Annotated in this window: 14 protein-coding genes, 1 tRNA gene and 2 pseudogenes; 11 read left to right on the forward strand and 6 right to left on the reverse strand. The window is 37.0% G+C overall.

Translation table 11 applies throughout. The features are described from left to right. Nucleotides 1-1,027: 1,027 nt before the first annotated feature. Nucleotides 1,028-1,104 (reverse strand) — tRNA-Ile (locus AC0QT4_RS03305). Between the two features lie 172 nt (nucleotides 1,105-1,276). Here AC0QT4_RS03305 and AC0QT4_RS03310 point away from each other — a divergent pair. Then, nucleotides 1,277-2,014 carry an SIMPL domain-containing protein gene (locus tag AC0QT4_RS03310; RefSeq protein ID WP_473200303.1) on the forward strand — a complete coding sequence of 246 codons (738 nt, stop codon included), beginning with the start codon at nucleotides 1,277-1,279 and terminating at the stop codon, nucleotides 2,012-2,014. A gap of 40 nt (nucleotides 2,015-2,054) precedes the next feature. Here AC0QT4_RS03310 and AC0QT4_RS03315 read toward each other — a convergent pair whose 3' ends face one another. The 3 genes from AC0QT4_RS03315 to dnaG all read right to left on the reverse strand — a co-directional run bounded on the left by AC0QT4_RS03315 (nucleotide 2,055) and on the right by dnaG (nucleotide 7,564). Beyond that, complete coding sequence (locus AC0QT4_RS03315; protein ID WP_473200304.1) at nucleotides 2,055-2,525, reverse strand: YcgN family cysteine cluster protein; 471 nt, start codon at nucleotides 2,523-2,525, stop codon at nucleotides 2,055-2,057. Between the two features lie 748 nt (nucleotides 2,526-3,273). Further along, nucleotides 3,274-5,286 (reverse strand): RNA polymerase sigma factor RpoD, encoded by a 2,013-nt coding sequence (gene rpoD, locus AC0QT4_RS03320; RefSeq protein WP_473200305.1) that lies wholly within the window; start codon nucleotides 5,284-5,286, stop codon nucleotides 3,274-3,276. A 385-nt stretch (nucleotides 5,287-5,671) separates the two neighbouring features. Then, on the reverse strand, nucleotides 5,672-7,564 hold the full coding sequence (dnaG, locus tag AC0QT4_RS03325) for a DNA primase (protein WP_473200306.1): 1,893 nt from the start codon (nucleotides 7,562-7,564) through the stop codon (nucleotides 5,672-5,674). A gap of 135 nt (nucleotides 7,565-7,699) precedes the next feature. Here dnaG and AC0QT4_RS03330 point away from each other — a divergent pair, with 135 nt between their 5' ends. From AC0QT4_RS03330 to carA, 5 genes are all read left to right on the forward strand, one after another. Further along, a complete protein-coding gene (locus AC0QT4_RS03330; protein WP_473200307.1) occupies nucleotides 7,700-8,917 on the forward strand; it encodes a mechanosensitive ion channel family protein in 1,218 nt (405 codons plus the stop codon). Between the two features lie 70 nt (nucleotides 8,918-8,987). After that, nucleotides 8,988-10,685: a Na/Pi cotransporter family protein gene (locus AC0QT4_RS03335; protein ID WP_473200308.1), complete on the forward strand. Its 1,698-nt coding sequence runs from the start codon at nucleotides 8,988-8,990 to the stop codon at nucleotides 10,683-10,685. A 660-nt stretch (nucleotides 10,686-11,345) separates the two neighbouring features. Then, nucleotides 11,346-11,597: a GlsB/YeaQ/YmgE family stress response membrane protein gene (locus AC0QT4_RS03340; RefSeq protein ID WP_473200309.1), complete on the forward strand. Its 252-nt coding sequence runs from the start codon at nucleotides 11,346-11,348 to the stop codon at nucleotides 11,595-11,597. Nucleotides 11,598-12,236: 639 nt separating this feature from the next. After that, nucleotides 12,237-12,755: a chorismate lyase gene (ubiC, locus tag AC0QT4_RS03345; protein ID WP_473200310.1), complete on the forward strand. Its 519-nt coding sequence runs from the start codon at nucleotides 12,237-12,239 to the stop codon at nucleotides 12,753-12,755. Between the two features lie 942 nt (nucleotides 12,756-13,697). Next, nucleotides 13,698-14,894: a glutamine-hydrolyzing carbamoyl-phosphate synthase small subunit gene (carA, locus tag AC0QT4_RS03350; protein WP_473200311.1), complete on the forward strand. Its 1,197-nt coding sequence runs from the start codon at nucleotides 13,698-13,700 to the stop codon at nucleotides 14,892-14,894. Between the two features lie 167 nt (nucleotides 14,895-15,061). On the opposite strand, the gene AC0QT4_RS03355 is transcribed toward carA, so the two are convergent. After that, nucleotides 15,062-16,291, reverse strand: a complete 1,230-nt coding sequence (locus AC0QT4_RS03355) for an MFS transporter (protein ID WP_473200312.1) — start codon at nucleotides 16,289-16,291, stop codon at nucleotides 15,062-15,064. 350 nt (nucleotides 16,292-16,641) lie between these two features. Between AC0QT4_RS03355 and AC0QT4_RS03360 the strand changes: the two genes are divergently transcribed. The 4 genes and pseudogenes from AC0QT4_RS03360 (at nucleotide 16,642) to AC0QT4_RS03375 (ending at nucleotide 22,042) form a co-directional block, all read left to right on the forward strand. Then, nucleotides 16,642-17,481 carry a DUF1460 domain-containing protein gene (locus tag AC0QT4_RS03360; protein WP_473200313.1) on the forward strand — a complete coding sequence of 280 codons (840 nt, stop codon included), beginning with the start codon at nucleotides 16,642-16,644 and terminating at the stop codon, nucleotides 17,479-17,481. Nucleotides 17,482-17,727: 246 nt separating this feature from the next. Continuing rightward, a pseudogene (locus tag AC0QT4_RS03365) lies at nucleotides 17,728-17,808 on the forward strand (DUF4102 domain-containing protein); the annotation flags it as partial. Between the two features lie 296 nt (nucleotides 17,809-18,104). Further along, a complete protein-coding gene (carB, locus tag AC0QT4_RS03370; protein ID WP_473200314.1) occupies nucleotides 18,105-21,590 on the forward strand; it encodes a carbamoyl-phosphate synthase large subunit in 3,486 nt (1,161 codons plus the stop codon). Nucleotides 21,591-21,832: 242 nt separating this feature from the next. Beyond that, a complete protein-coding gene (locus AC0QT4_RS03375) occupies nucleotides 21,833-22,042 on the forward strand; it encodes a cold-shock protein (RefSeq protein ID WP_473200315.1) in 210 nt (69 codons plus the stop codon). A gap of 296 nt (nucleotides 22,043-22,338) precedes the next feature. Here AC0QT4_RS03375 and AC0QT4_RS03380 read toward each other — a convergent pair. Beyond that, nucleotides 22,339-22,569, reverse strand: a pseudogene (locus tag AC0QT4_RS03380) (Arm DNA-binding domain-containing protein); the annotation flags it as partial. A gap of 500 nt (nucleotides 22,570-23,069) precedes the next feature. Here AC0QT4_RS03380 and AC0QT4_RS03385 point away from each other — a divergent pair. Beyond that, nucleotides 23,070-24,272, forward strand: coding sequence for a pyridoxal phosphate-dependent aminotransferase (locus AC0QT4_RS03385; RefSeq protein ID WP_473200316.1), 1,203 nt, complete (start codon nucleotides 23,070-23,072; stop codon nucleotides 24,270-24,272). Nucleotides 24,273-24,692 lie beyond the last annotated feature (420 nt).

A 24,692-nucleotide genomic window follows, 5' to 3' on the forward strand; every position in this document is an offset into this window, starting at 1 on the left:
TATTTACAAAAAAAGAAGATCCTTTTGTATAAATATATTGAATTTGAAGAAGAAATAAATTTTTCTTTCCGAAAAAACGAATGCATCTATCAACAGCTTTACATAAAAGAGAAAGGTAATGACAAAGATCTCTACACTCAACAGAAAAAAGAGTAAGATTTACTTAGCACTCTAAATCTTATAAAGTACAACATTAAAGAAGATCTTGATAAATTTTCTCTTAGGTGACAATTAGACCATAGTCCAAACAGCATTTATAAGCGCAACTTAGCAAAAATATACAACGATAAAAGAAAGGCATTTTGATGAAAATCTTCATTCCATAGAAAAAAGATGCCTATGACAGCAAACATCGAACAACACAAAAAAAACACACGAACACATCCACACAAAATATTCTGAAAAATACTCAACAAGCTTTAAAAAACAATTAATCAAAAACTTTTAGAAGCACACCTGATTTCCAGCTCTAAAAAATTCTTCCTCAAAAAAAGAAAAAATTTCCACCTTGGAAAAACAACAGAGATAAATGTTATATCGTTGATATACAGTGCCTATGAACATCTACAAACTGTTTTTTTTGTACAAGATTGAATCATACTGATGCAGTTTAGATCAAACTCAAAGATGCAAGAGTTAAGTTCATTCATAAAAAAATAAAGAAATCACTTTAAAGCAAATATTTCCTTCTGGGTTTACCTAGAACAACAAAAGCCTTTAAATTGCTCAGTCTTTAATAATAAGATTCATTTGCGGGGAAAAAACGAACTCATCAAAGGAAATTTAACACCCTATTTTGGGAAAATACACAGAAACAGAAATTAAAAAATCAATTCATAGATTAAGGACTGTATATAAGCTTAATAGAGAGATGCTAAGATGTCATCAATCAGAGCCGTTTTGACTAAATTGATGAAAATATCACTCCTCTATACCAAGAGAACGAATAAGAAACCACCCCACAATAGAGAAAAAAATGAAGGAGAAAAAATCTCAAGGATTCTCTATAACGCACTTAACTTTATAATGGTGGGCCCGGAGGGACTCGAACCCCCAACCAAGCGGTTATGAGCCGCTGGCTCTAACCAATTGAGCTACAGGCCCCACACAGGTTGCTTTTCTCTAAACTAAAACGCCCTATGATACAAGGGCTTGTTTAAATTATAACTCATCTTTTTTTCTTTATCTATCGGTTTTTTTCGCTACTACTCTAATTTATTTACAAAAACTTCCAAAAATGAGAAAGTAGTAACCTGATAAATATAGAGGAGCAGATATGAAAAAAACAATTTTCCAATCATTGAACCATTATAATGTTAAAATAATTATGGTGATACTTACACTGCTAACCAGTTCATTTTCCATACATGCTGAAGAAAGCAAAATAAAAAACGCAACGATTACAGTTACTGCAACTGGTGAAAGTCAAGCAGCACCAGATATGGCAATTATTAACCTAGCCGTTGTTACAGAGGACAAAACTGCCCAAAAAGCATTAGCAGCCAATAATAAATCTATGAATGATATTGTAACTGCTTTTAAAAACAATGGAATCCAAGCCAATGATTTACAAACATCAGGCTTGTCCATTTACCAATATAGCTCTGATCAACATCATGAAAAAAAGAATAATGAGAAATACTATCATGTTTCAAATTCTTTAACAGTGCGTATTCGCGACCTTGCCAATGCTGGTAAAATATTTGATCAAGCAATGACTCTGGGCGTTAACTCAGTTAATGGCATTACCTTCACCAACGCTGATACAAAGCCATTTTATCAAGAAGCACGTAAAAAAGCTATCGCTGAAGCCATTGAAAAAGCTGAAACTATAGCACAAGCAGCAAATTTAAAATTAGGAAAAATTATTCGAATCAATGAAAATAATGATAATTACTCTCCACGCCCACGTCTTATGAGCAGTGCAGTACATGCAAGCGACGCCGATACAAATTTCTCAGGAGGAGAATTGGGTTATAACGTCAATGTTAGCGTAGTATTTTCTATAGACTAAAGCACAAAATTATAAACTATTGCATGAAATAATCATATCACTAGCCTTCACAAAGAAGACCGGTGATATGATGGAGGTAATCCTCTTCAGAGGTTAATTCATCTTCGTAAATTTCTATCTGTTCACGCGCCGAAAATTGTGTTTGATGGACCATCTGCCAATTCCCTGAAATCAGTGGGTGCCACCATTGAAGGTCTTTTCCCTCATTAACCAACCGATAAGCACAATTTTCCGGAAGCCATCGAGCTGTTTTAACCGTTGCAATATCCAACGATATACAATTGGGAACAATTGACTTGCGGTGAACATAATCTCGGCACCGACAAGTTTCTCCATCTAAAAGACGACAAGCGACACTGGTTGTATATATATCGCCAGTATCATCATCTTCTACTTTGTGTAAACAACATCGCCCACAACCATCACAAATACTCTCCCACTCAGAAATGGTCATTTCTTCCAATTCTTTTATTTTCCAAAAGGGAGCTTCTTCATTCATAAAATCAGTCATATCTTTTCAAGAGAAAAAAATCTATCAACAAGAGCAATAAAATAATTTAATCTTTACAATTTCACCAATTTTCGTTTTTTAAAAAACATTAAATTTACTTCATTGCCTCAAGACAATCTTTTTAAAACAAATTTAATAAGGATATTTTTTCTTTAGAAAAAACCTTTATGCGAAGAAAAACAATTAAAATACACGACTCTCAATCTTTCACAATCTCAAACAATAATATAACCTCAATGGAATCTTGAGATTCGTACATATCGAGATAAATCGCTTGTGTGAACAACCTCATAAAGCAAAAAAGAATCCATCTTTGTCACTAAAAAGTCGAGACATTACCCATAAGGTTCTTTTAAGATATCATATCTCTTAATAAACTTACCATTATAGACAGAGTAAAGCTTGAAATATTCGTTCATTCTTTTGAAAAAACACTCTATGATTTCATCCCACCTATCTTGCTATCTTTATGATAAAAGCCAAGACAACCTTTAGACAACACATTGATTGATAAAGATAATTCATTGTTTTTTCATTTTGAATAGGGATTCTGAATATCGTAAGATTCTTTGAATTTAATCCTGTTTATGATGAAGAAATTAAAATCATTCCCTTGCACATCACAAAATACTTTACAACTCTTGTCTCGTTTCCTTTTTTAAGAAGGTACCCTAAAAACTCTATGAAATATGCTTTTCCACATTCCTTAAGAAAATGATACATTCTTGGAAAAGACATAAAGCCCTTGTTAAGAATCGAGAAAACTACGCAATTTTCTTGAACGACTAGGATGCTTCAACTTACGAAGCGCCTTTGCTTCAATTTGTCGAATACGCTCTCTTGTCACTGAGAATTGCTGCCCAACTTCTTCCAAAGTGTGATCTGTATTCATCCCAATACCAAAACGCATTCGCAAAACACGTTCTTCACGTGGCGTTAATGAAGCCAGCACGCGCGTGGTTGTATCCCGTAGATTTGCTTGAATAGCAGCATCAATCGGCAATAACGCATTTCTATCCTCAATAAAATCACCTAAATGCGAATCATCCTCATCACCAACAGGTGTCTCGAGTGAAATAGGTTCTTTTGCAATTTTAAGGACTTTTCGTACTTTTTCTAACGGCATAGAAAGTTTACTCGACAATTCTTCTGGTGTAGGCTCCCGTCCGATTTCATGGAGAATCTGCCGTGATGTACGAACAATTTTGTTAATTGTCTCAATCATATGAACAGGAATACGAATAGTACGTGCCTGATCAGCAATTGAACGAGTAATTGCCTGACGGATCCACCATGTGGCATAAGTTGAAAATTTGTACCCACGGCGGTATTCAAATTTATCCACGGCTTTCATCAAACCAATATTGCCTTCTTGAATAAGATCCAGAAACTGCAAACCACGATTGGTATATTTTTTTGCAATTGAAATCACGAGACGGAGATTAGCCTCGACCATTTCTTTTTTAGCAATTGTTGATTCGCGTTCACCTTTTTGCACCTGCGTAACAATCCGACGAAATTCACCAATTGAAATAGCAGTTTCTTGTGCAAGATTTTGTATTTCGCTACGCAATCTCTGAATTTCTTTTCCTTCACGCCTTGAAAATTCTTTCCACCCTGATCCTGATAAAGCCGCAATATAATTTATCCAATCTGCATCTAGTTCACGTCCTTGGTATTCTTTTAAAAAATCCTCATGACCAATACCATAACTGTTAGCAATTCGCTTCAGCTTACCCTCATTGTGAATCAATCTCTTATTGATGTCATAAAGCTGTTCAACCAAAGATTCGATACGGTTTTGATTTAAAGAAAGAGATTTTACGGCTTGAATCAACTCACCCTTTAATTGAACATATTTTTTTCTCTGTGAGGATGTAAGAGCCCCCTCTTTACGCTCTGCCAAACTACTCTCAACATGTTGATCTTGTAATTTCCGCAATTTTACATAGGTTTGTGCAATAAAATCCAATGTTTCCATGACTTGGGGACAGAGTTCATTTTCCATTGCAGCAAGCGACAAGTTAACATCATCCTCATCATCTTCTTCATCCTCAACGCCTCTCTCTCCCGCAATCCCCTCCATATTGCGCATACCAGAAGATATTTTTTCCTCTTTTATCTTATTAATTTCACTTCGCTCAACAAGAGGAGCCTGCTTTGCTTCTGGACCAGCATAAGTCATTTCAAGATCAATAATTTCACGAAGAAGAATACGCTGCTCTTTCAATTCTTCACGCCAAATAATGAGAGCCTGAAAAGTCAAAGGGCTTTCACAAAGTCCTGCAATCATTGTCTCACGCCCTGCTTCGATACGTTTGGCAATGGCAATTTCGCCTTCCCGCGAAAGCAGTTCAACGGCTCCCATTTCCCGTAAATACATGCGCACCGGATCATCAGTACGATCTGTAACTTCACGCTTATTCGTTGTCGTTGCAATCGCGTGACTAGAAGCCTCTACGAGATCTCCTCCCTCTACCGTGACTTCTTCCTCATCATGTTCAGAATCGATATCATCTTCATCGTCAACAACATTAACACCCATCTCAGAAAACATTGCCAAGATATCTTCAATTTGTTCAGACGTAACCTCTTCAGATGGAAGAACTGCATTCAGTTCATCCATTGTCACATAACCATTTTTTTTGGCGAGCTTAACCATTTTTTTAATGGCATCATCAGAAAAATCAAGAAGAGGACTATCCAAACTCGTTTGGCTTATTACTTCCACATTATTTTTCTGTTTAACCTTTGTTGCCATACCGTAACTCCACTTGATCACTCCACAGCTTCCACGTGACCAGCATTTCTCATTCTTACCTAACGTATCGGAACCTTTCCAATATATACTTCCTCTTAGAGGAGATTACTATCAGAAAGAATACATTCGAAATAAGTACTTCATTCACACAAAAACGCGGGAAAACTCAAGAAGTTTCCCCGACACCTCTCAGCCTTTCTGAGATAATCTCTGCAGCATATAGTAAGAACCAATTTCCCGCTTTTCCTAAAATCCAGTCGTCATTCTTTATAAAAATGTCGCTCTACATAAACTTCCTCATCTTAAGCCTTAGGTGACTGATTCGCATTAAAAAAGCGAATCATTTTATCGTATCTTGGTTATTCCCGTCTATTTTTTTATCCAACTAACTTCCAAATCCTTCAATTAACGCTTCTGTCGCTTGCATCTGTTCCAGCTCACTTTTTATCTCACGAAGCAGATTAAAGACCTCGCTGTTAGGATTCCTTACAAGTTGCTCTTCAATATCTTGTAATCTCTTATGTAGGTGGTGTTCTTGAAGATGCAAGTAGAGAGCCTGTTTTAATATAGCCCGAGCATCTTCTATAGGAGCTCCAATAAAAACAGTACGCATGCCAACATGTTGCACAAGATGTTTCATACGCTCTAACAGAGCTGTTTGCCCTTTTTCCTCTAAGAGCGCAATCATTGTTTCTTTATCATGAAGCTGCTGATCCCCAAGAATTTCTAACATAGATTGATGAAAACAGACTAATTGACTGTTTTGCAACTCCAATTCAGCAAGAACTTCAAAATTTTCATACCATAACTCAGGATAGTAAGCTAAAATCAACAAAATAACTGCTTCACGCAAAGGAATAGATTGCGACGAATTACGCACTATGTCAGAATTTTCCAAAACAGAAAAAGAGTGATCTTTTAGGATCCTATTGTGGGAGGGCTGTTGATACCGCCCTGTACTCTTTTTTTTCGAAAAAGAGGGACGAAAAAAATCAAAAAGCCGTTTTTTTATATCTTGCAAATAATAACGGCGTATATCTTGATCTTTAATTGTAAAAATTTGTTGTTTTAGTTGTTGTTCTAGCGTCGCCCGTGCTTCTGGAGTTTCAAAATTCTTTCCGTAAGCAGCACGCTGCCACAAAAGTTCAATCAACGGAATTGTTTTTTGCAAAAAAGAAGAGAAAAGTTGTGCACCACCAGCAGAAATAATTTCATCTGGATCTTTACCTTGTGGCAACAAAACAAAGCGCACAGAAACGCCTGATTTCAAAAGAGGCAGCACACGATCAGCAGCACGAAAAGCAGCTTTTAAGCCAGCATCATCTCCATCAAAACACAAAATGGGATCGGATCCCATCTGCCATAAAAGCTCAATTTGTGCTTCCGTTAACGCTGTCCCCAAAGGTGCTACCGCTCCTTCAAAACCAGCTTTAGTCAACGCGATGACATCCATATAACCTTCAACCACAACAAGTGAATGGATTTTCTCATCGCCAACGAAGCGGCTATTTTTGCGAGCTGCTGCTGCATTATAAAGCATATTTCCTTTGTGAAATAGCACTGTTTCGGGACTATTGAGATATTTTGCTGGTGTATCTTTCTCTAACGCACGCCCTCCAAAAGCCACCACACGTCCGCGTAAATCTTCAATGGGAAATATAATACGATTTCTAAATCGATCATAGGAAACCGTATTATCTTCACTCAATTTGAGCAATCCACAATCTTCCATTTGTTTGATTGAAATTCCGCGCGCACTTAAAGCTTCTTTTAAAGCTGTCCGTTTCACTGGAGCAAAACCAATTCGAAAACGCTTTGCAAGTTCTGGTGTCACACCACGTGCATCAAGATAACGACGCGCATTCACACTAGCTTTATCATATAAGCTCTGTTGGAAAAAATCCGTAGCTATTTTCATAACATCATAAAGATCAGCCTTTTCCATTTGACGTTTATGACTTTGTGGATCAAAAAGAGGTAATTTGATCCCTGCAAAATCAGCCAAACGCTCTACACTTTCTGAAAAGTGCAACCCATCAAGCTCACAAAGAAAAGTAAAAATATCACCACTCACACCACAACCAAAACAATAATAGCGTCCTTTACGATCATCACAATGAAAACTTGGAGTCTTCTCACCATGAAATGGGCAACAACACCAAAAATCTCCTCGCGAAGGTTTACTTTTCTTGGGATCAAAGATCACCCTCTGGCCAATAACTGTTGAAATTGGCAATCTAGTGCGAAGGTCATCAAGAAAATCGGCCGAAAAACGCATTATCTCTCACAGAGTTTAAAAATTCTTTTTTGCATATTTAACCACTTTAGAGCATAATTCCAACACTTCCTTTTAAGCGATTGAAAAGTTTTAAAGGTTCAACCGCATATTTTTCAGAAATGGAGAGTAAAAAAAGTGATAAAATTTCTTGTTCAGTATCCTTTGCTAGAATCTATTGTTTGGCTCATTATTCTTATCATCATTGCGCTTTTAGTCAATTTTTTAGCACGAAGCCTTCTCTTTCACGGAGCAAAACGGCTTTCTTCTTTTCTCCCTAAAAATACTACCGCTGATATTGAATCCACTATTCGGTATATAGCGAACATTGTTGCAGCTTTTACTCTCTCAATCGGCATTAATTTTATCCCAACACTTCCTGATGCTCTCAACACTATTATAGGCAATGTTGCTAATGCCTTCATTATTTTTGTGGTTGCCCTTGCAATTTCTTCCCTTCTTAATGTTATTAATATCCTTTATGAACAACAGCCAACGGCGCGGTTAAAACCAATAAAGGGTTATATTCAAATCGCCAAAATTGCGCTTTTTACTGTAGCTACAATTCTCATGGTAGCGACATTAATTGACCGCTCACCACTTATCCTTCTCTCCAGTCTTGGTGCAATGGCCGCCGTCCTCATGCTGATTTTCCAAGATACACTTCTGTCTCTCATTGCAGGCATCCAAATTTCATCTACCGATATGGTCCGTGTCGGTGATTGGATTCAAATTCCCAGCCTCGATGTCGATGGCGATGTCACTGAAATTGCACTCCATACCGTTAAAGTTCAAAATTTTGATAAAACAATCACGACTGTGCCTATTCGTAAATTGGTAACCGACGCTTTTAAGAATTGGCGTGGCATGGAAGAAGCAGGTGGACGGCGTATTAAACGGTCGCTCTTTATTGACCAATCAAGCATCCGTTTTCACACAGAAGAAGAACAACAATATCTATCCCGATTTAATTTGTTAGAAAATTATTTCACACAAAAAATACCAGAAATTAATCAATGGAATACTCAATTAGATAAAAATCATGACGTGTTAGCCAATACGCGCCGTTTAACCAACATTGGAACTTTCCGTGCATATGTTGTTGCTTATTTAAAAAAGCATTTAAACATCGAACAAAACATGACCCTGATGGCACGACAATTACCTCCTACACCTGATGGTTTACCTTTGGAAATCTATTGTTTTACCAACACAACAAATTGGCTAGAATATGAACAAATTCAAGCTGATATTTTTGACCACCTTTATTCCATTCTTCCTAGTTTTGGTCTAAAGATTTTTCAAAATCCGAGTGGTTATGATTTTCGTCATGTATTAGAAACGAAAGAAAAGTAAAATAATGAGCTTCAATGCATGAATTTTTTACATCAACCTTATTTATAACAACAAAGAAAGAGAAAGTATCATGAATGGTTCATTGGTACTCCTTCATCTTGCCGGCGCTATTTCTTTACTTCTTTGGGCAACACGCATGGTACGCACAGGCGTTGAACGCGCTTATGGTGACAGGCTTAAATATAAAATGCGTCATGTCATCTCCAAACCATTGTTTGCTGTAAGTTTCGGACTTTTTTCAGCAATGATTTTACAAAGCTCTACAGCAATCACACTCCTTGTTGGTTCTTTTGTCGAATCTGGTTTTGTCTCTGGTGTAGCAGGACTGATGGCTGTCCGTGGAGGAGAATTAGGATCAGCATTTGTTGTCAAAATTCTTTCCTATGACCTTACTCTTGTTGTGCCACTGTGTCTTTTAATTGGCACAAGTATCTTCATGACAACTGAAAAACGTGAGTGGCGTCAAATGGGACGTATTATCATTGGCATCGGTCTTTTGATTTTATCTTTACAAATGATCAGTTCAGCCACTGAGCCTTTACGGGATAGCGCTCTTTTACCTAGCATCATTCGTTATCTTTCAACAGATCCTATTTCTACTTTTTTATTGGCAGCAGCACTCACTTATCTCTTACATTCATCCATTGCAGGAATCATCTTGCTGGTCAATTTTGCCAACTATGACCTTATACATGCCCAACTCTGTGTTGTAATGGTCCTTGGCGTTAATTTTGGTTCCTCTCTTATAGCACCGCTTTTAACACGCAATGCCTCCCCTAATGCCCGCCTCGTGCCCTTGGGGAATTTGCTCATGCGCGGAGCCGGTTCAATCTTGATCCTTCTCTTCTTTCTCTTCTTTCAACCACCAATCACATGGCTTGGCAATACCCCCTCTACTCAAGTTATCAACGCCCATATCATTTTTAATGTTTTCATTCTCCTTGCCGGGATACCCCTCTCAACAGCGGTTTTAAAACTAACCACCACAATTGTTCACATCAGTACAAAAAAAACACAAAGTGATAAAACACTGAATTTATCTGATCAAACAGCTCTTGATGATAGCGTTCTTGAGCGCCCAACTTTAGCACTTTCTAATGTCATGCGTGAAGTTATCCATATCTGTGATCTTGTGGATATTATGCTAGAAAAGATCATGGGACTTTATGAAAAACCTGATCCCGATATCATCCGTGAGCTTAATCAGCTAAACACAATGCTGGACAAAAAGCATATTGCAATTAAACTTTATCTTGCACGATTAGCTGGACAAAAATTGTCTGATGAACAAGCCCTCCAAACACAAGAACTTCTAGGTGCTTGTATAAAATTAGATCAAGCAGGAGACATCATTATTCATAATATGCTTATGCTTGTTAAAAAGAAACAACAAAAAGGTCTAAAATTTAGCAGCGATGGATGGAATGATCTCTTGCGCTTCCATTCCATTGTTTTAGCCAATGCGCATATCGCATTTAATGTTCTTGTCTCACGTGACACCCATACCGCACATTTATTGGTGCAGAAAAAAGACCAGCTCCGAAATTTAGAAAAAGAGATGAGTTTAAAGCATTTTAAACGCCTTCGTGAAGGTGACCTTAAAAACATAGAGTCATCCAGCCTTCATCTCGACACTGTACGCGATTTAAAACAAATCAACTCCCTTTTAACCTCAATGATCTACCCAATTTTAGAAGCGCAAGGACTTCTTCAAAACTCCCGCCTACGTAATCCTACTGAACAACAAACGTCTAAACCTTCACCTTGAGAATATTTGAACAATGAACATATTCCATCGATTATTAAATTTTGCGCATTCACGTCTTTAAATGTCTTTGTCCAATCAAAGCTTGCTAAAGACTAAACCGATCCACAGCACTAAGAAAAAAATGGAATATGAGAAAGATAAAACGCCATCGGTTTGCAAAAATTATAATATTTTTAAAGATTCAATTGACACAACAGTTTGTAAAAATTTAAAGAACAACAGCCTTAAAGATCACTTCAAGGATCATTGGTATCGTATGGACAAGCTTCCGTTCAAACTTCTCGAATTATAATTTTTCTTGTTTCTTTATTTATATCCTTTCAGTCTTTTTAAAACTTGTTAGAAGAGTTGGCAAAAAAATCTCCTCATAAATTCAATTTATATGCTCTCAATGCGCTTTTACAAACATTTTTTCTTTACGGAAAACAATTGCGAATTTCAGCATTTTTTGGTATTATGCGGGTAATGGTGTGTTTTTGTGATTTTAGAGATACAATATTGCACGTATAAGATGTTCGCATCAATTGAGAAAACAGCAAAGTAAAATATAATAAAGTTTTCAAGAGGAGCATTCCTCTATCTATCCCCAAGGCAAAAGAGTTAGCCTTGATCTTTGTCGAGCTTACCCTAGTTTTAAGATTCAGGCAAAGGAGAATATAAATGGAAGACGCAAATATCGGCTGGATTGCAGCTATTATTATCGGCGGCCTTGCAGGTTGGGCTGCGCAATATTTTATGAAAAGCCAAACAGGAGTTTTTCTAAACATTATCTTAGGAATTATTGGGGCTATATTAGCCAGTTTTGTTTTTGGCCTTTTAGGCGTAAGCTTTGCTGGTTGGTTTGGCTATCTCATTTCAGGTTTTATAGGAGCCTGCATTCTTATATGGATAGGAAGAAAAGTTCGCTCGTAAGACACCTTTTCATTTTTTCAAGGCACTTTTGGGTGCTAAACGAGAAAATTGAAATATCGTTGCTGTAGCTTTTTAAATTACCGCGAATGAGCAAGTGAGGGGTGGGTGTTTTAGCAATATTTTTGCATTACCATCCTTTTTGGGTTATCATCCCATCCCTTTGGGATCACCGTTATTTTGTTGTTAAACTAAAAGCGATACAAAGCTTTTGCACCTTACCATCCTCAATCGCTATGCTACAACCTATTTATATCAGCAAAGATAACAGTGTTCTTTCACTGTACTAGCTTCCTTTTAAAATTAGCGTTTAAAGATCACTGTTTTTAATATCTGATTTCTTCAACACATACCTCTCCTAAATTTTGATCTAGGAACAAAGAGATGTTAAAAATTTTATTCTACTCTTTTTTCAGTATCTTTTATTTTCGTTTTTTATCAATTAAAACTTTTCTAAAATCATTGAAATATGCTTCTGGAGTATAAAGAATAAAAGCCCCTTTTAAAGGTTTCCGATTCAATTTTTCCTTTAAAACTTTTTATTTAAAATCTTGCTGCCTTTGCATTTCTGTATTAGATTGCAAACATCTTTTTATACTATTCAGTATAGTATACGGAATATGGTTTTAGATGTGGAGTAAAATGATGTCTGAACCCAAAGATTCCATCTTGCCACCTTTACAGTGGCTACCTGATCAAAACCACCTCATACCAGAAAATATCCGTGACTGGCTCATGGAAACGGGTTCGATGACACTTCGATTGAAAAAACACTGTACCTGTATACGTGTCGAACCACAACGTGAATGTTTCATTACACGGGATAAACTAAAAGAGGAAGCGAAACATCTCCCTGAGAGCTCACGTTACTGGTTACGCGAAGTTATCCTGATGGGAGACAATCAACCTTGGCTTCTTGGACGCACGATAATCCCGCAAGAAACTCTCTTCGAACACAATCAAGAACTGATGCATTTGGGAACTAAACCATTGGGACACTATCTATTTAAAAGTGGCAAATTAACCCGCGATTACATTCATATCGGACAAAACGGCGCATTGTGGGCGCGCCGTTCTCGTTTGCGATTAAAGGATAAACCACTGCTGCTAACCGAATTGTTTTTAACGGCTTCACCACTTTACACAACAAATCCCGCATAAATAAAGAAAGTAACATCTTAAAGAAGAGCATAAAATAGATCACAGATGTTTTACTCATTAACAAAAAAGACTCATTCTTTTCTTTTAACGCCCTCATTTACATTAATTTTTTCTAATGAGTTTCACTTCTTATCTTTAGTTTATATATCTATGTCAAGAATTGCTTATTATAATTACAGATGCACTTTGTTGCTCAATAAACTTTACTGAATTTTTTTATGAAGCTCTTACCAATTCTAGAAAAATTTATTTTCCCTATACCTGTATAGTATTTTCCCTTAAGTACACCATAAGCTGTCACAGTTCACTTCATTTTCTCTCTTTTCTTGTACCAACCCTACGGAAAGGACTTTCCTTTCTTCCATCTCATCAAGTTAATGGAGAAGAATTTTATAAATAACTCCCATCCCTTTGTTTTTTCTAGCAATTTTAAGCAACTAAACTCTTTATAAAGCCCCATTGGCATTGTATTTTATTTCATTTTTTTGATTTGTTTTCTGAATTTCAACTAAAATAAACTGTATATAATGATCTCTCACTTCTGATTTTTCTTCATCATAATAAAGAAATATCACGATCTCTCAATCTAGTGATTAACTAACCCAAAAGAACGGCACGATACATACTCTTCTACACCTTCAAAGCAGGCTTGAGAGCACCACCAATCTTGTCAGACAACGTAAATTACCCTAATTTTGTTCAATCAGAAAATAATTTCTCAGCAATCATTAAATTATTCTATGTCTTACATTCATTGCATGGTAAAAAATAATTAATATCGATGATTTTAGAAAATTTAAAAACAGGACTTTACCTCTTCAGACAATGTACCTATACTCTCTTTCTCAAGCAAAACATTACAAACAATATACACAAAAGCTGTTACACTTTTGTGGGATGTTGATTGGTATACCTTTCAGAAATAAATTGTAGGCGCTCACTATGACACAAACTACCCCATCTCGCGATCCTTGGAGTATAAAAAAACCTACAGCTCTCTTAGTATTAGCTGATGGAACAGTTATTGAAGGTAAAGGAGCAGGTGCTACAGGCGTTGCTGAAGGTGAAGTTTGTTTTAACACTGCTATAACAGGCTATGAGGAAATTCTTACAGATCCATCATATACGCAACAAATTATTAATTTTACATTTCCTCATATAGGAAATGTAGGGACGAATAGTGAAGATATCGAAGATCTCACGCCCCTCAACTGTCATGGCGCAGTCGGTGCTCTTTTCAAAGCAGACATTACGCAGCCCTCCAACTATCGTGCAAATGAAAACCTGCATCAATGGCTTAAAGCACGTAAAATTATTGCACTTTGCGGCATTGATACACGGGCACTAACCATTCTTATCCGAGAAAAAGGTGCTCAAAATGCTATTATTGCACATAATCCTCATGGGAATTTTGATATCCCTTCGTTAAAGAAGCGTGCACAAAAATGGTCTGGTCTCATCAATCTTGACCTTGCAAAAGGAGTTACATCTCAATCCTTAAGACAATGGAATGAAAAACCATGGATCTGGAATAAAGGCTATAAGACAAACAATGTGCACAATATTCATATCATTGCAATCGACTATGGCATTAAGCGTAATATTCTTCGTCTTATGGCGACACAGAATGCACGCATTACCATCGTGCCTGCCCATACAAATGCAGAAGAAATTCTAGCAATGAACCCTGATGGTATTTTTCTTTCCAATGGTCCAGGCGATCCAGCAGCGACAGCGCAATACGCCGTTCCAACTATTAAGACGTTAATTGATCATAATTTACCGCTTTTCGGCATATGCCTTGGTCATCAACTTTTAGCCCTGACTCTTGGAGCAAAAACCATAAAAATGCACCAAGGACATCATGGTGCCAATCATCCTGTTAAAGATCTGAACACCGGAAAAGTTGAGATTGTATCAATGAACCATGGTTTTGCTGTAGATGCTAGCTCTTTACCACCACATGTCCAAGAAACACATATTTCCCTCTTTGATGGTTCAAACTGTGGCATTCGCATTATTGGAAAACCAGTTTTCTCTGTTCAACATCACCCTGAAGCTTCCCCTGGTCCACAAGATAGCCATTACCTCTTTCAACATTTCAGTGATCTTATCATGAATTATAAAAAGATAGCTTAATTGAAATGCTTTTCTTTTGAGCTTCTTTCCCTAAACCATGTTCTTTCATTTCGCAAAAACATATTACTTTTCAGTATAACTATAAATGTGATCTTCTTTTAGAGCTCATAAGCTTTCTTTACCTTATGAAGCTTGGAAAAATTCTCATCAATAAAAACTTTAAAGAATTAGCGGACCCGTAAAGCAAAAACTATCGTAGTAACGATAAGGACACAAAAGCCTCCCACAAAAGGAGCACCAGAAAAATAAAAGTCCGCATCTTCATGTGTAAATTGTTCGAAAAGAAACATATAAAAAATGGGACCAAATATTAAACTCAATGAAACAACTGATGTCATCGCTCCATGCAATTCTCCTTGCGCATTCGCCGGCACCTGTGCTGAAGCAATAGCGCGCATAGGCGCATGAACAAGGTATTCAAGCATAGTACACGCAAAAACCAAGTAAATCATCCAGCCTTGAATTGCAAATGTGTAGCCAACCATAGCAACCAATGCAAACAGGAGCCCCAACATCGCAATATGCCAATTGCTCCATCGCTTAGAAAAATAAGGCAGAATAAGAGAGACCACAATAATCTGACCTATACCGAAAACACTATAAGATAATCCTATAGAAAACGTGCTCCAATTGTAACGTTCTTTAGCAATAAATGCCCAAATGCTTGGCCATAGAGATTCCGCAAACCAATAAAGAAAAAAAACTAATAACATCCAAAGAGCTTTGGGATATTGTCTGAGTTGCAAAAAAGCACCTAAAGGATTTGCCCGCTTAATATCAAAGGAGCGCCTATTGCATATAGGAAGCGTTTCTGGAAGCATAACCCATGAAAAAATGAAATTAATAAGAGAAAAACCGGCCGCAAAATAAAACGGAAGACGTGGACTGAATTGACCTAAAAAACCGCCTATAAATGAGCCTAAAACAAACCCAAGCCCAGATGCAATTCCTAACAGACCAAAATTGCGGGTGCGAGTTCTATCGTCAGATAGATCAGCAAGATAAGCTGTACAGAGTGCAAAACTAGCACTACTTATCCCTGACAAAAGGCACCCAATAAGCAACAGAGAATAGCTCCACGCTATAGCAAAGATAAAATTATAAAGAGCAAAACTGATAATAGAGATAAGCAAAATAGGACGTCGACCATAACGATCAGAGAGATTGCCAATAAATGGAGAAAATAAAAATTGCATTGCTGAATAAGCCATAAGTAATCTTCCTCTTTCCCCAGAAACCTTGCTAATATCCTTTCCTGTCAACTGAGCAAAATATTCAGGTAAAATAGGGTTAATGATTGCGATACTGATAAAATCCAATAACAAAATAATAAAAACTAAAATAAGCCCACGATGGGTAAATTTTGAATCAAGTTTTTGATTACTTATAGCCTGCAAATTGTTTTCCCTACAATTCTAAACTCTATCTGCTATTAAAGCTACATAACATATTCTCACAAAAACTATAACGAAAGTAAAAACAAAAAAATATCAAAAATTCTCATTGTACTAAATGCGCAAAACTATAAGTTTATAAAGAATCATATTTTTAAAAAATTTCTTTTAATGAATTAAATGCATACAAATTATATTATAACAATTCACCGCCAATTCTCTTCAAATAAAAATACTGCTGATAAAGATGCTCTATAAAAATAGAAAATGATATTTTACTCTATAATAATTAACGCAAGATAATATGACTAACGCAAAAGAAACTCTTTGTTAAATTTAAAAATGGTGAAAAAATGCGAAAAATATTCCAATTCATTTTAATTTCCGCGTTGGTTACAGGATGTGATTTTCAGACATCTGACGGAAATAAAGAAACGCCTGAAAACAAAACGGAAACACAGCAAAAAAAACAAGTAAATCTAGATCCCTATACTTTAAAGAAACTCAATATTCTTCTTAAAGAACGCTCGAAAATCGATAACCACGAGACAGGAAAAATGATTGATTTTCTATCAGGAGCTTTTTTAGGAACACCTTACCAAGCAAATATGTTGCATGGTTCAAAAAACGTACCAGAAGAACTCATAATTGATTTTAGAGGTTTAGATTGTTTCACTTATCTAGACTATGTTGAAGCATTACGGAAATCAACTTCGCAAACAGAATTCATAAATAATGTTATCAAAACGCGTTATGTTGATGGTAATATAAACTTTTTGAAGAGGAAGCATTTTTTCACTGACTGGGCTTATAGAGAATATAAACTTGCAAATGACATCACCGCACAGCTCAGCCCCTATGCAGTAAGCACTGAAAAATATCTCAATAAAAAAGCTGACGGTGGAAACTACCTTCTCGGATTACCAATTGTTAAACGCAACATAACTTATATTCCAAGTCATTTTATTAATGAAGAGGTTATAAGTCATTTACAAACCGGTGATTTCATTGGTATATACACCAAACTTGCTGGATTGGATGTAACCCATGTGGGTTTTTTCATCATGACAGAGAATGGTCCAATGTTCCGAAATGCTTCTTCACGAAAAGAAAATGAAAAAGTAGTGGATTCCCCTTTTATGGATTATGTAACAAAAACACCAGGAATTATTGTTTTAAGAGCCCTCAAATAAACTTATATAGGGACAGAAATGTTCCTTATAATACTAATATTTACTCAAATTATCCAAATTCGTGTCATGTCTTTATACAGCACATTGTTTTATAAGGATAATTTACTGTTTTACATAATGGATGAGAAGCCCGAATATCCTAAGATTCTCTCATTTCAATTCTGCTTATCTTGTATCAAACCATCCCCTTGCCCATCACACGTGGGAATATCGTATGGATAAAAACCTGTTAGAAAAGGAATAAAAATATCTTTAATGAATCGTCTTAATGCAAGAGCTATCGCAACATTGGGCGATAGTCAATATAATGATCGTGCCAGCTTATTACGATAAGAGTTTTGATCATATTTTGAATCATAACACGAGAAAATTTTGTTCTAATTTTGCATCTTGATAAAATAAACAACTTAGTATCAAGACTTATTCTTTACAATTCTCAATTTTTGACCATAAAGAAACTCATATTCAAAGCTATTAAATTTGACTTCTCTGAAAAAAAACATGGAAAAGGCATTTTATGGCTTACTTTCTTGATCACTTAACCTATAAAACAATTTTAGCCTTAAAATTTAAATATTCTGCCTGACGCAATTGCACACAGATGTTTGTCATAGGAAAAAACCATGCCAAAACGCACAGATATAAAATCTATTCTTATTATTGGAGCAGGACCTATTGTTATTGGTCAGGCATGTGAATTTGACTATTCAGGCACACAAGCTTGTAAAGCATTAAAAGAAGAAGGTTACCGAATTATTTTGGTTAACTCTAATCCTGCCACCATTATGACAGATCCAGATTTAGCTGACGCAACTTATATTGAACCCATTACTCCTGAAATAGTTGCCGAAATTATTGCTCGTGAACGTCCCGATGCTCTTTTACCAACTATGGGAGGGCAAACGGCCCTTAATACCGCCTTATCATTAAAGCGTATGGGGGTTTTAGACCGCTATCACGTTGAAATGATAGGGGCAAATGCCGATGCAATTGATAAGGCTGAAGATCGTGCTTTATTTCGCAAAGCGATGGCAAAAATTGGTTTGGAAACACCACGATCTATGTTAGCTAATGCAACAGAACTTAAAGAAGAAAATCGCCGCCAACACGCAAAAAAGCGCGATGAACTTAAAGCGAAACTTTCTGGTGACGCTCTTGACCAAGCACTAGAAGATCTTGAACGCAATTGGCGTCATACAGAAGCTGAGCGTAAGCAACATTATATTGCACATGCTACCGCAAAAGCAGTTCAAGCTCTTGATATTATTGGTCTTCCAGCGATTATCCGTCCTTCATTCACCCTTGGTGGTACCGGCGGTGGAATTGCGTATAACCGCTCTGAATTTTATGAAATTATTGAACGAGGGCTTGAAGCTTCCCCAACTACAGAAGTTTTGATTGAAGAGAGTGTTTTGGGATGGAAAGAATATGAAATGGAAGTTGTTCGCGATAAGAACGACAACTGTATCATTGTTTGCTCCATTGAAAACATTGATCCCATGGGTATTCATACTGGCGATTCGATTACGGTAGCCCCTGCCCTCACCTTAACGGATAAAGAGTATCAATGTATGCGCAATGCTTCAATTGCTGTACTGCGTGAAATTGGTGTTGAAACGGGTGGGTCCAATGTACAATTTGCTGTTAATCCTGAAAATGGACGCCTCATTGTTATTGAAATGAATCCACGTGTTTCCCGCTCTTCAGCGCTTGCCTCAAAAGCAACGGGTTTTCCCATTGCCAAGGTAGCGGCTAAATTGGCAGTTGGCTACACACTTGATGAATTAAAAAATGATATCACAGGCGGTGCAACACCGGCATCATTTGAACCTTCTATTGACTATATCGTTACCAAAATTCCTCGTTTTGCTTTTGAGAAATTTCCTGGTTCATCAACTGTCTTAACAACTGCGATGAAATCTGTAGGAGAAGTGATGGCAATAGGACGCACTTTTCAAGAATCGCTGCAAAAAGCGCTCCGTGGGCTTGAAACTGGACTTACCGGTCTTGATGAAATTGTAATCCCTGAACATGCTGAAGGTGATGAAAAGAGTTCTATACGCTCTGCCATAGCCATACCAAGTCCTGATCGTCTACGCTACATTGCTCAAGCAATGCGTACGGGCTTACCCTTAAATGAAATCCACCAAATCAGCAAAATTGATCCATGGTTTTTGGAACAAATAGCCTCCATTGTTGACATGGAACAATACATCCGCACCCATGGACTACCCAAAGACGCAGAGAATTTACGCATGTTAAAAGCTATGGGTTTTTCGGATGCGCGTTTAGCTACCCTTACGGGACAAGAATCTGCTGATATTGCTGCTCTGCGCAAATCCCTGAATGTTAGGAATGTTTTTAAACGGATTGACACATGTGCAGCTGAATTTTCTTCACCGACAGCCTATATGTATTCAACGTATGAAGTTCCCTTTGCAGGTGTAGAACAATCAGAAGCACAAGTTTCTGAACGCAAAAAAATTGCTATTTTAGGTGGAGGACCAAACCGTATCGGCCAAGGTATTGAATTTGACTATTGTTGTTGTCATGCTGCTTTTGCGCTCCGTGATGCAGACTTTGAAGCCATTATGATTAACTGCAATCCAGAAACCGTTTCGACAGACTACGATACCTCTGACCGTCTTTATTTTGAATCTTTAACGGCAGAAGATGTTATTGCTATTTTAGAAACAGAACAGCAAAAAGGTGAATTGGTTGGAGCCATCGTCCAATTTGGAGGACAAACACCACTGAAGTTGGCAAGCGCACTAGAAAAACAGAATATCCCCATTTTGGGTACTTCTCCTGAAGCCATCGATTTAGCAGAAGATAGAGATCGCTTTCAAAAATTGTTGTTTAAACTTAACTTAACACAGCCTCAAAATGGTATTGCCCATTCAATTGAACAAGCACGCCTCATTGCCCATGAGTTAGGTTTTCCATTGGTTGTACGTCCTTCTTATGTTCTAGGCGGACGTGCTATGCAAATTATCCGTGATGAGCGTAGCTTACAAAATTATTTGCTTGAGAGTGTCCTTGAATTGGTTTCAGAAGATATCAAAGCCCGTTATCCCAACGACAAAACAGGACAAATCAATACATTGCTTGGTAAAAATCCACTTCTCTTTGATACCTATCTAACAGAAGCAATTGAAGTTGATGTTGATTGTCTTTGCGATGGAGAAAAAACACTGGTTGTTGGTATTATGGAGCATATTGAAGAAGCTGGTATTCACTCTGGTGATTCAGCATGTTCACTACCAGTCCATACACTTTCTCATAAAACAGTAGCTGAATTAGAGCGCCAAACAATAGCATTAGCACAGGCACTTCATGTTCGTGGTCTAATGAATGTACAATATGCCATTAAAGATGAGACAATTTATGTCTTGGAGGTCAATCCGCGTGCTTCGCGTACTGTTCCTTTCGTCGCAAAAACGATTGGTCGTCCCATTGCTAAAATGGCCGCACGGATTATGGCAGGAGAAACGCTCGATAAAGCTCTTCAAGCTTACGGTGGACTACCCTCTCTGCCGCAAAAACAACATATTGCTGTCAAAGAATCCGTTTTTCCTTTTGCTCGTTTTTCAGGTGTCGATACACTTCTTGGTCCAGAAATGCGCTCAACGGGTGAGGTCATGGGACTTGATTATGAATTTGCTCTTGCTTTTGCTAAAGCCCAACTTGGAGCGGGTATTGAGCTACCAAAAGAGGGAACATTGTTTGTTTCTGTAAGAGATGAAGACAAAAAGCGTATCTTAAATCCTGTAAAATTTTTATCTAAGCTTGGTTTTACTGTTTTAGCAACAAGTGGAACACAAAAATTCCTGACCGAACATAATATTGAGGCAAAAAAAATTAACAAAGTCCTAGAAGGGCATCCTCATATTGAGGACGCCATTCGTAATCGACAAATTCAATTGATTTTTAATACAACCAGCACTGCCAGTGCTATTTCCGATTCGAAATCCTTACGCCATGCAGCACTCATGCAAAAAGTCCCCTATTATACAACCGTAGCTGGAGCCGAAGCTGCCATGGAAGCTATCAAAGCACTGAAAAAAAAGGACCTTGGAGTGCGTTCACTGCAAAGCTATTTCACTTGAACTTTTTACCATGATGCAAAATACTCTCTCTCAATTTTTTTATATAAAAGTACCAATTAATTCTTGCTTTTTATCTCAAAAACTCTTATAGAGTTCTTATCGAACTTTCGGTTATGTGACTTTCTTTCCTGTGCGATCTGCACTTTCGACGAAACTTCTCCCACCTAATTTCGATCTAAAATCGTATTGGAGGCTTTTTGACTTCAATGCACAACATAATTATATATTCTAAGGAGTTTCCTATGTCTACAGGAACAGTTAAGTGGTTTAATACAACAAAAGGCTTTGGATTCATTCAGCCGAGTGATGGAAGTGCAGATGTCTTTGTACACATTTCCGCTGTTGAGCGTTCTGGTTTAAATAACCTTAATGAAGGACAAAAGATTTCTTATGACGTTCTTCAAGATCGTCGTTCTGGAAAATTTGCTGCTGGAAACCTTGCAGCGCTTTAATCTTTCAATTCTGCAATATGCTTTAAAAACCCTCGTTTGCAAAAACGGGGTTTTTTTGCTTTTTACAAAACGCATTCAAAAATCGTATAAAAGAAAAAACTTTTTATCGAATCGCTAGAAAATACGTCTAACCTGTTAGTTTTTTTTGAAGAATCATCCGATAAAATATCGTCTTTTATCATATCTTTTTATTGTAATGAACAGCAATGAGAGAGATCGGTACGGATAAAGAGAGCATAAACCATTCTAGATTTATATTCAGAGCCCTTGATAAATTTTTCTAAACTTGTGTCATCTTCACGAAGAACAGAGCGCCATTGGGTTGCACATTCACGGGTTTGTTTTAAAGGGATGTCTCTTAAAGCACCCAAACCCATTTCATGACGGCGCCCATGAATGGTATTCTGATAAATCCATCGAGCACCACCATCTTTACGTTTGTGAAGGTACAAACCGACCCTATCATACTATTCACCGGCCCCAATGTTGCGACAGCCCTTGCTCTTCAGACGATTCATAAGAGGCATTTTTACTCCTTTCTTCTCTATTTTTTATCCACACAATAATCCCACTTGTGATGTGCAACGAGATAGTTTTAATTGATTCAAAATGAAATAAGATGAAAGAATCTTACAATATTCGGGGGTATGATACAAGTTATAAAAATAATGATTTATCTTTATAAATCAATCCGTTGTGTTATTTATTCCACACAAAGATGCGTAACATTTACCGCTCCTGTACACTTTCTTAAGGATAGAAGAAAATTTCCAGTCCTCATTCTCATAAAAAAACTTTTCTTAATAAACCGTAAAACCTTTGCTAAACTCTAACCCTTGATGAAAACTTTTTTATGAGAATATTTTCGTTGTTTGTAAATAAAATACTACAATTATCTTTTGAAGCCTTTATTCAAGCACATAACACTAAAGAATTTTTTTGCAATTTTTTATTGCATACAATGTAATCTCTTATAAAATACCTCAAATCAAGAATTATTTGCTTCTATCATCTAAGGATTGGAATCATGGCTTTTATCGCCGAAAGGCTTTTTCATATCAAACCTTCTGCAACAATTGCTGTTTCTCAAAAAGCACGTAATTTGAAAGCGTTAGGTCGTGATGTTATTGCTTTAAGCGCTGGAGAACCCGATTTTGATACACCAGATAATATCAAAAACGCTGCCATTGAAGCTATTCAACGGGGAGAAACAAAATATACCCCCATCTCTGGAATTCCAGAATTACGTCAAGCAATTGCAACCAAATTTAAAAGAGAAAATAATCTTAACTACCAACCAGAGCAAATTATTGTTGGTACCGGTGGTAAACAAATCCTCTTCAATGCGTTGATGGCAACCTTAAATAAAGGAGATGAAGTCATCATTCCCTCTCCTTATTGGGTCAGTTATCCAGAAATGGTTACACTCAATGGCGGTACACCTGTCTTCGTAGAAACAAAAGCTGAGTTTTCTTATAAACTTCAACCGCAAGAGTTAGAGGCTGTTATCACGCCTAAAACCAAATGGTTTATTTTTAATTCTCCTTCAAATCCATCAGGTGCGGCTTATACGCACAATGAATTAAAAAAGCTAACAGATGTTTTAATAGAATATCCTCATGTTTATATCCTCACCGATGATATCTATGAACATCTAACATATAACGGTTTTACCTTTGTCACTCCAGCAGAAGTAGAACCGAAGCTTTATGAGCGCACACTCACCATGAACGGTGTTTCTAAAGCTTATGCCATGACAGGTTGGCGAATCGGTTATGCAGGGGGACCACAGGAATTAATTAAAGCCATGGATATCATTCAAGGTCAGCAAACATCCGGCACAAGTTCTATTTCACAATGGGCTGCCGTCGAAGCACTTACTGGTCCCCAAGATTTTATTGCTCAAAATAAAAGTGTTTTCCAAGCGCGCCGTGATCTCGTCGTTTCCATGTTAAACCAAGCTCCTGGTATTCACTGTCCAACACCAGAAGGCGCCTTCTATGTTTATCCTTCCTGTGCAGGACTCATTGGAAAAAAAACACCGGAAGGTAAAGTGATTTCTCATGATGAAGACTTTGTCATAGCACTTCTAGAAGCAGAATCAATCGCTGTCGTTCATGGATCTGCTTTTGGACTAGGGCCAGCTTTTCGCATTTCTTATGCGGCATCGGAGAAGTTGCTTGAAGAAGCTTGCTTACGTATCCAGCGCTTTTGTCATAGTTTACTTTAAAAAGCGCTTTCCCTCTTTCTTGCTGATCAAATTTTTTGAAAGAGTATTGACCGTTAGACTATGGCATAAATAAAGAGAGGCTGTAAAAATGTGTCCCAGTGAAACTGTATGAAGATAGAAACCAAGAGCAAATTTAAAAAACTGAAGTGTTCTACTCAAAAAGATGAAACAGGTGTAATTTTAAAAATGAAATTTTTACATATTTTTCCCCCATATTGAGATCTATACTTTCAGCTATTTTACTTTTATCATCAAGAAACAATTCTTTTTGAATGCTTTAATCATCTTAAATGATCAGCACTAAAAAAGCTTTTATAGGCTCGTAAAATATACACTGCTTCACTCAATTTATGCACTGAAAATTGAACGCTTATAAAAACTACATCTCTCATTCAAAGCTGTTTTGTTTTGCAATGATCA

This window comes from Bartonella sp. EBT8, assembly GCF_055796165.1.

Excerpts from the sequence above, each read along its gene's own strand:
- AC0QT4_RS03310 (WP_473200303.1), top strand. The coding sequence starts at position 1,277 with ATGAAAAAAACAATTTTCCAATCATTGAACCATTATAATGTTAAAATA.
- AC0QT4_RS03315 (WP_473200304.1), bottom strand. The coding sequence starts at position 2,525 with ATGACTGATTTTATGAATGAAGAAGCTCCCTTTTGGAAAATAAAAGAA.
- rpoD (WP_473200305.1), bottom strand. The coding sequence starts at position 5,286 with ATGGCAACAAAGGTTAAACAGAAAAATAATGTGGAAGTAATAAGCCAA.
- dnaG (WP_473200306.1), bottom strand. The coding sequence starts at position 7,564 with ATGCGTTTTTCGGCCGATTTTCTTGATGACCTTCGCACTAGATTGCCA.
- AC0QT4_RS03335 (WP_473200308.1), top strand. The coding sequence starts at position 8,988 with ATGAATGGTTCATTGGTACTCCTTCATCTTGCCGGCGCTATTTCTTTA.
- AC0QT4_RS03340 (WP_473200309.1), top strand. The coding sequence starts at position 11,346 with ATGGAAGACGCAAATATCGGCTGGATTGCAGCTATTATTATCGGCGGC.
- ubiC (WP_473200310.1), top strand. The coding sequence starts at position 12,237 with ATGATGTCTGAACCCAAAGATTCCATCTTGCCACCTTTACAGTGGCTA.
- carA (WP_473200311.1), top strand. The coding sequence starts at position 13,698 with ATGACACAAACTACCCCATCTCGCGATCCTTGGAGTATAAAAAAACCT.
- AC0QT4_RS03360 (WP_473200313.1), top strand. The coding sequence starts at position 16,642 with ATGCGAAAAATATTCCAATTCATTTTAATTTCCGCGTTGGTTACAGGA.
- carB (WP_473200314.1), top strand. The coding sequence starts at position 18,105 with ATGCCAAAACGCACAGATATAAAATCTATTCTTATTATTGGAGCAGGA.
- AC0QT4_RS03375 (WP_473200315.1), top strand. The coding sequence starts at position 21,833 with ATGTCTACAGGAACAGTTAAGTGGTTTAATACAACAAAAGGCTTTGGA.
- AC0QT4_RS03385 (WP_473200316.1), top strand. The coding sequence starts at position 23,070 with ATGGCTTTTATCGCCGAAAGGCTTTTTCATATCAAACCTTCTGCAACA.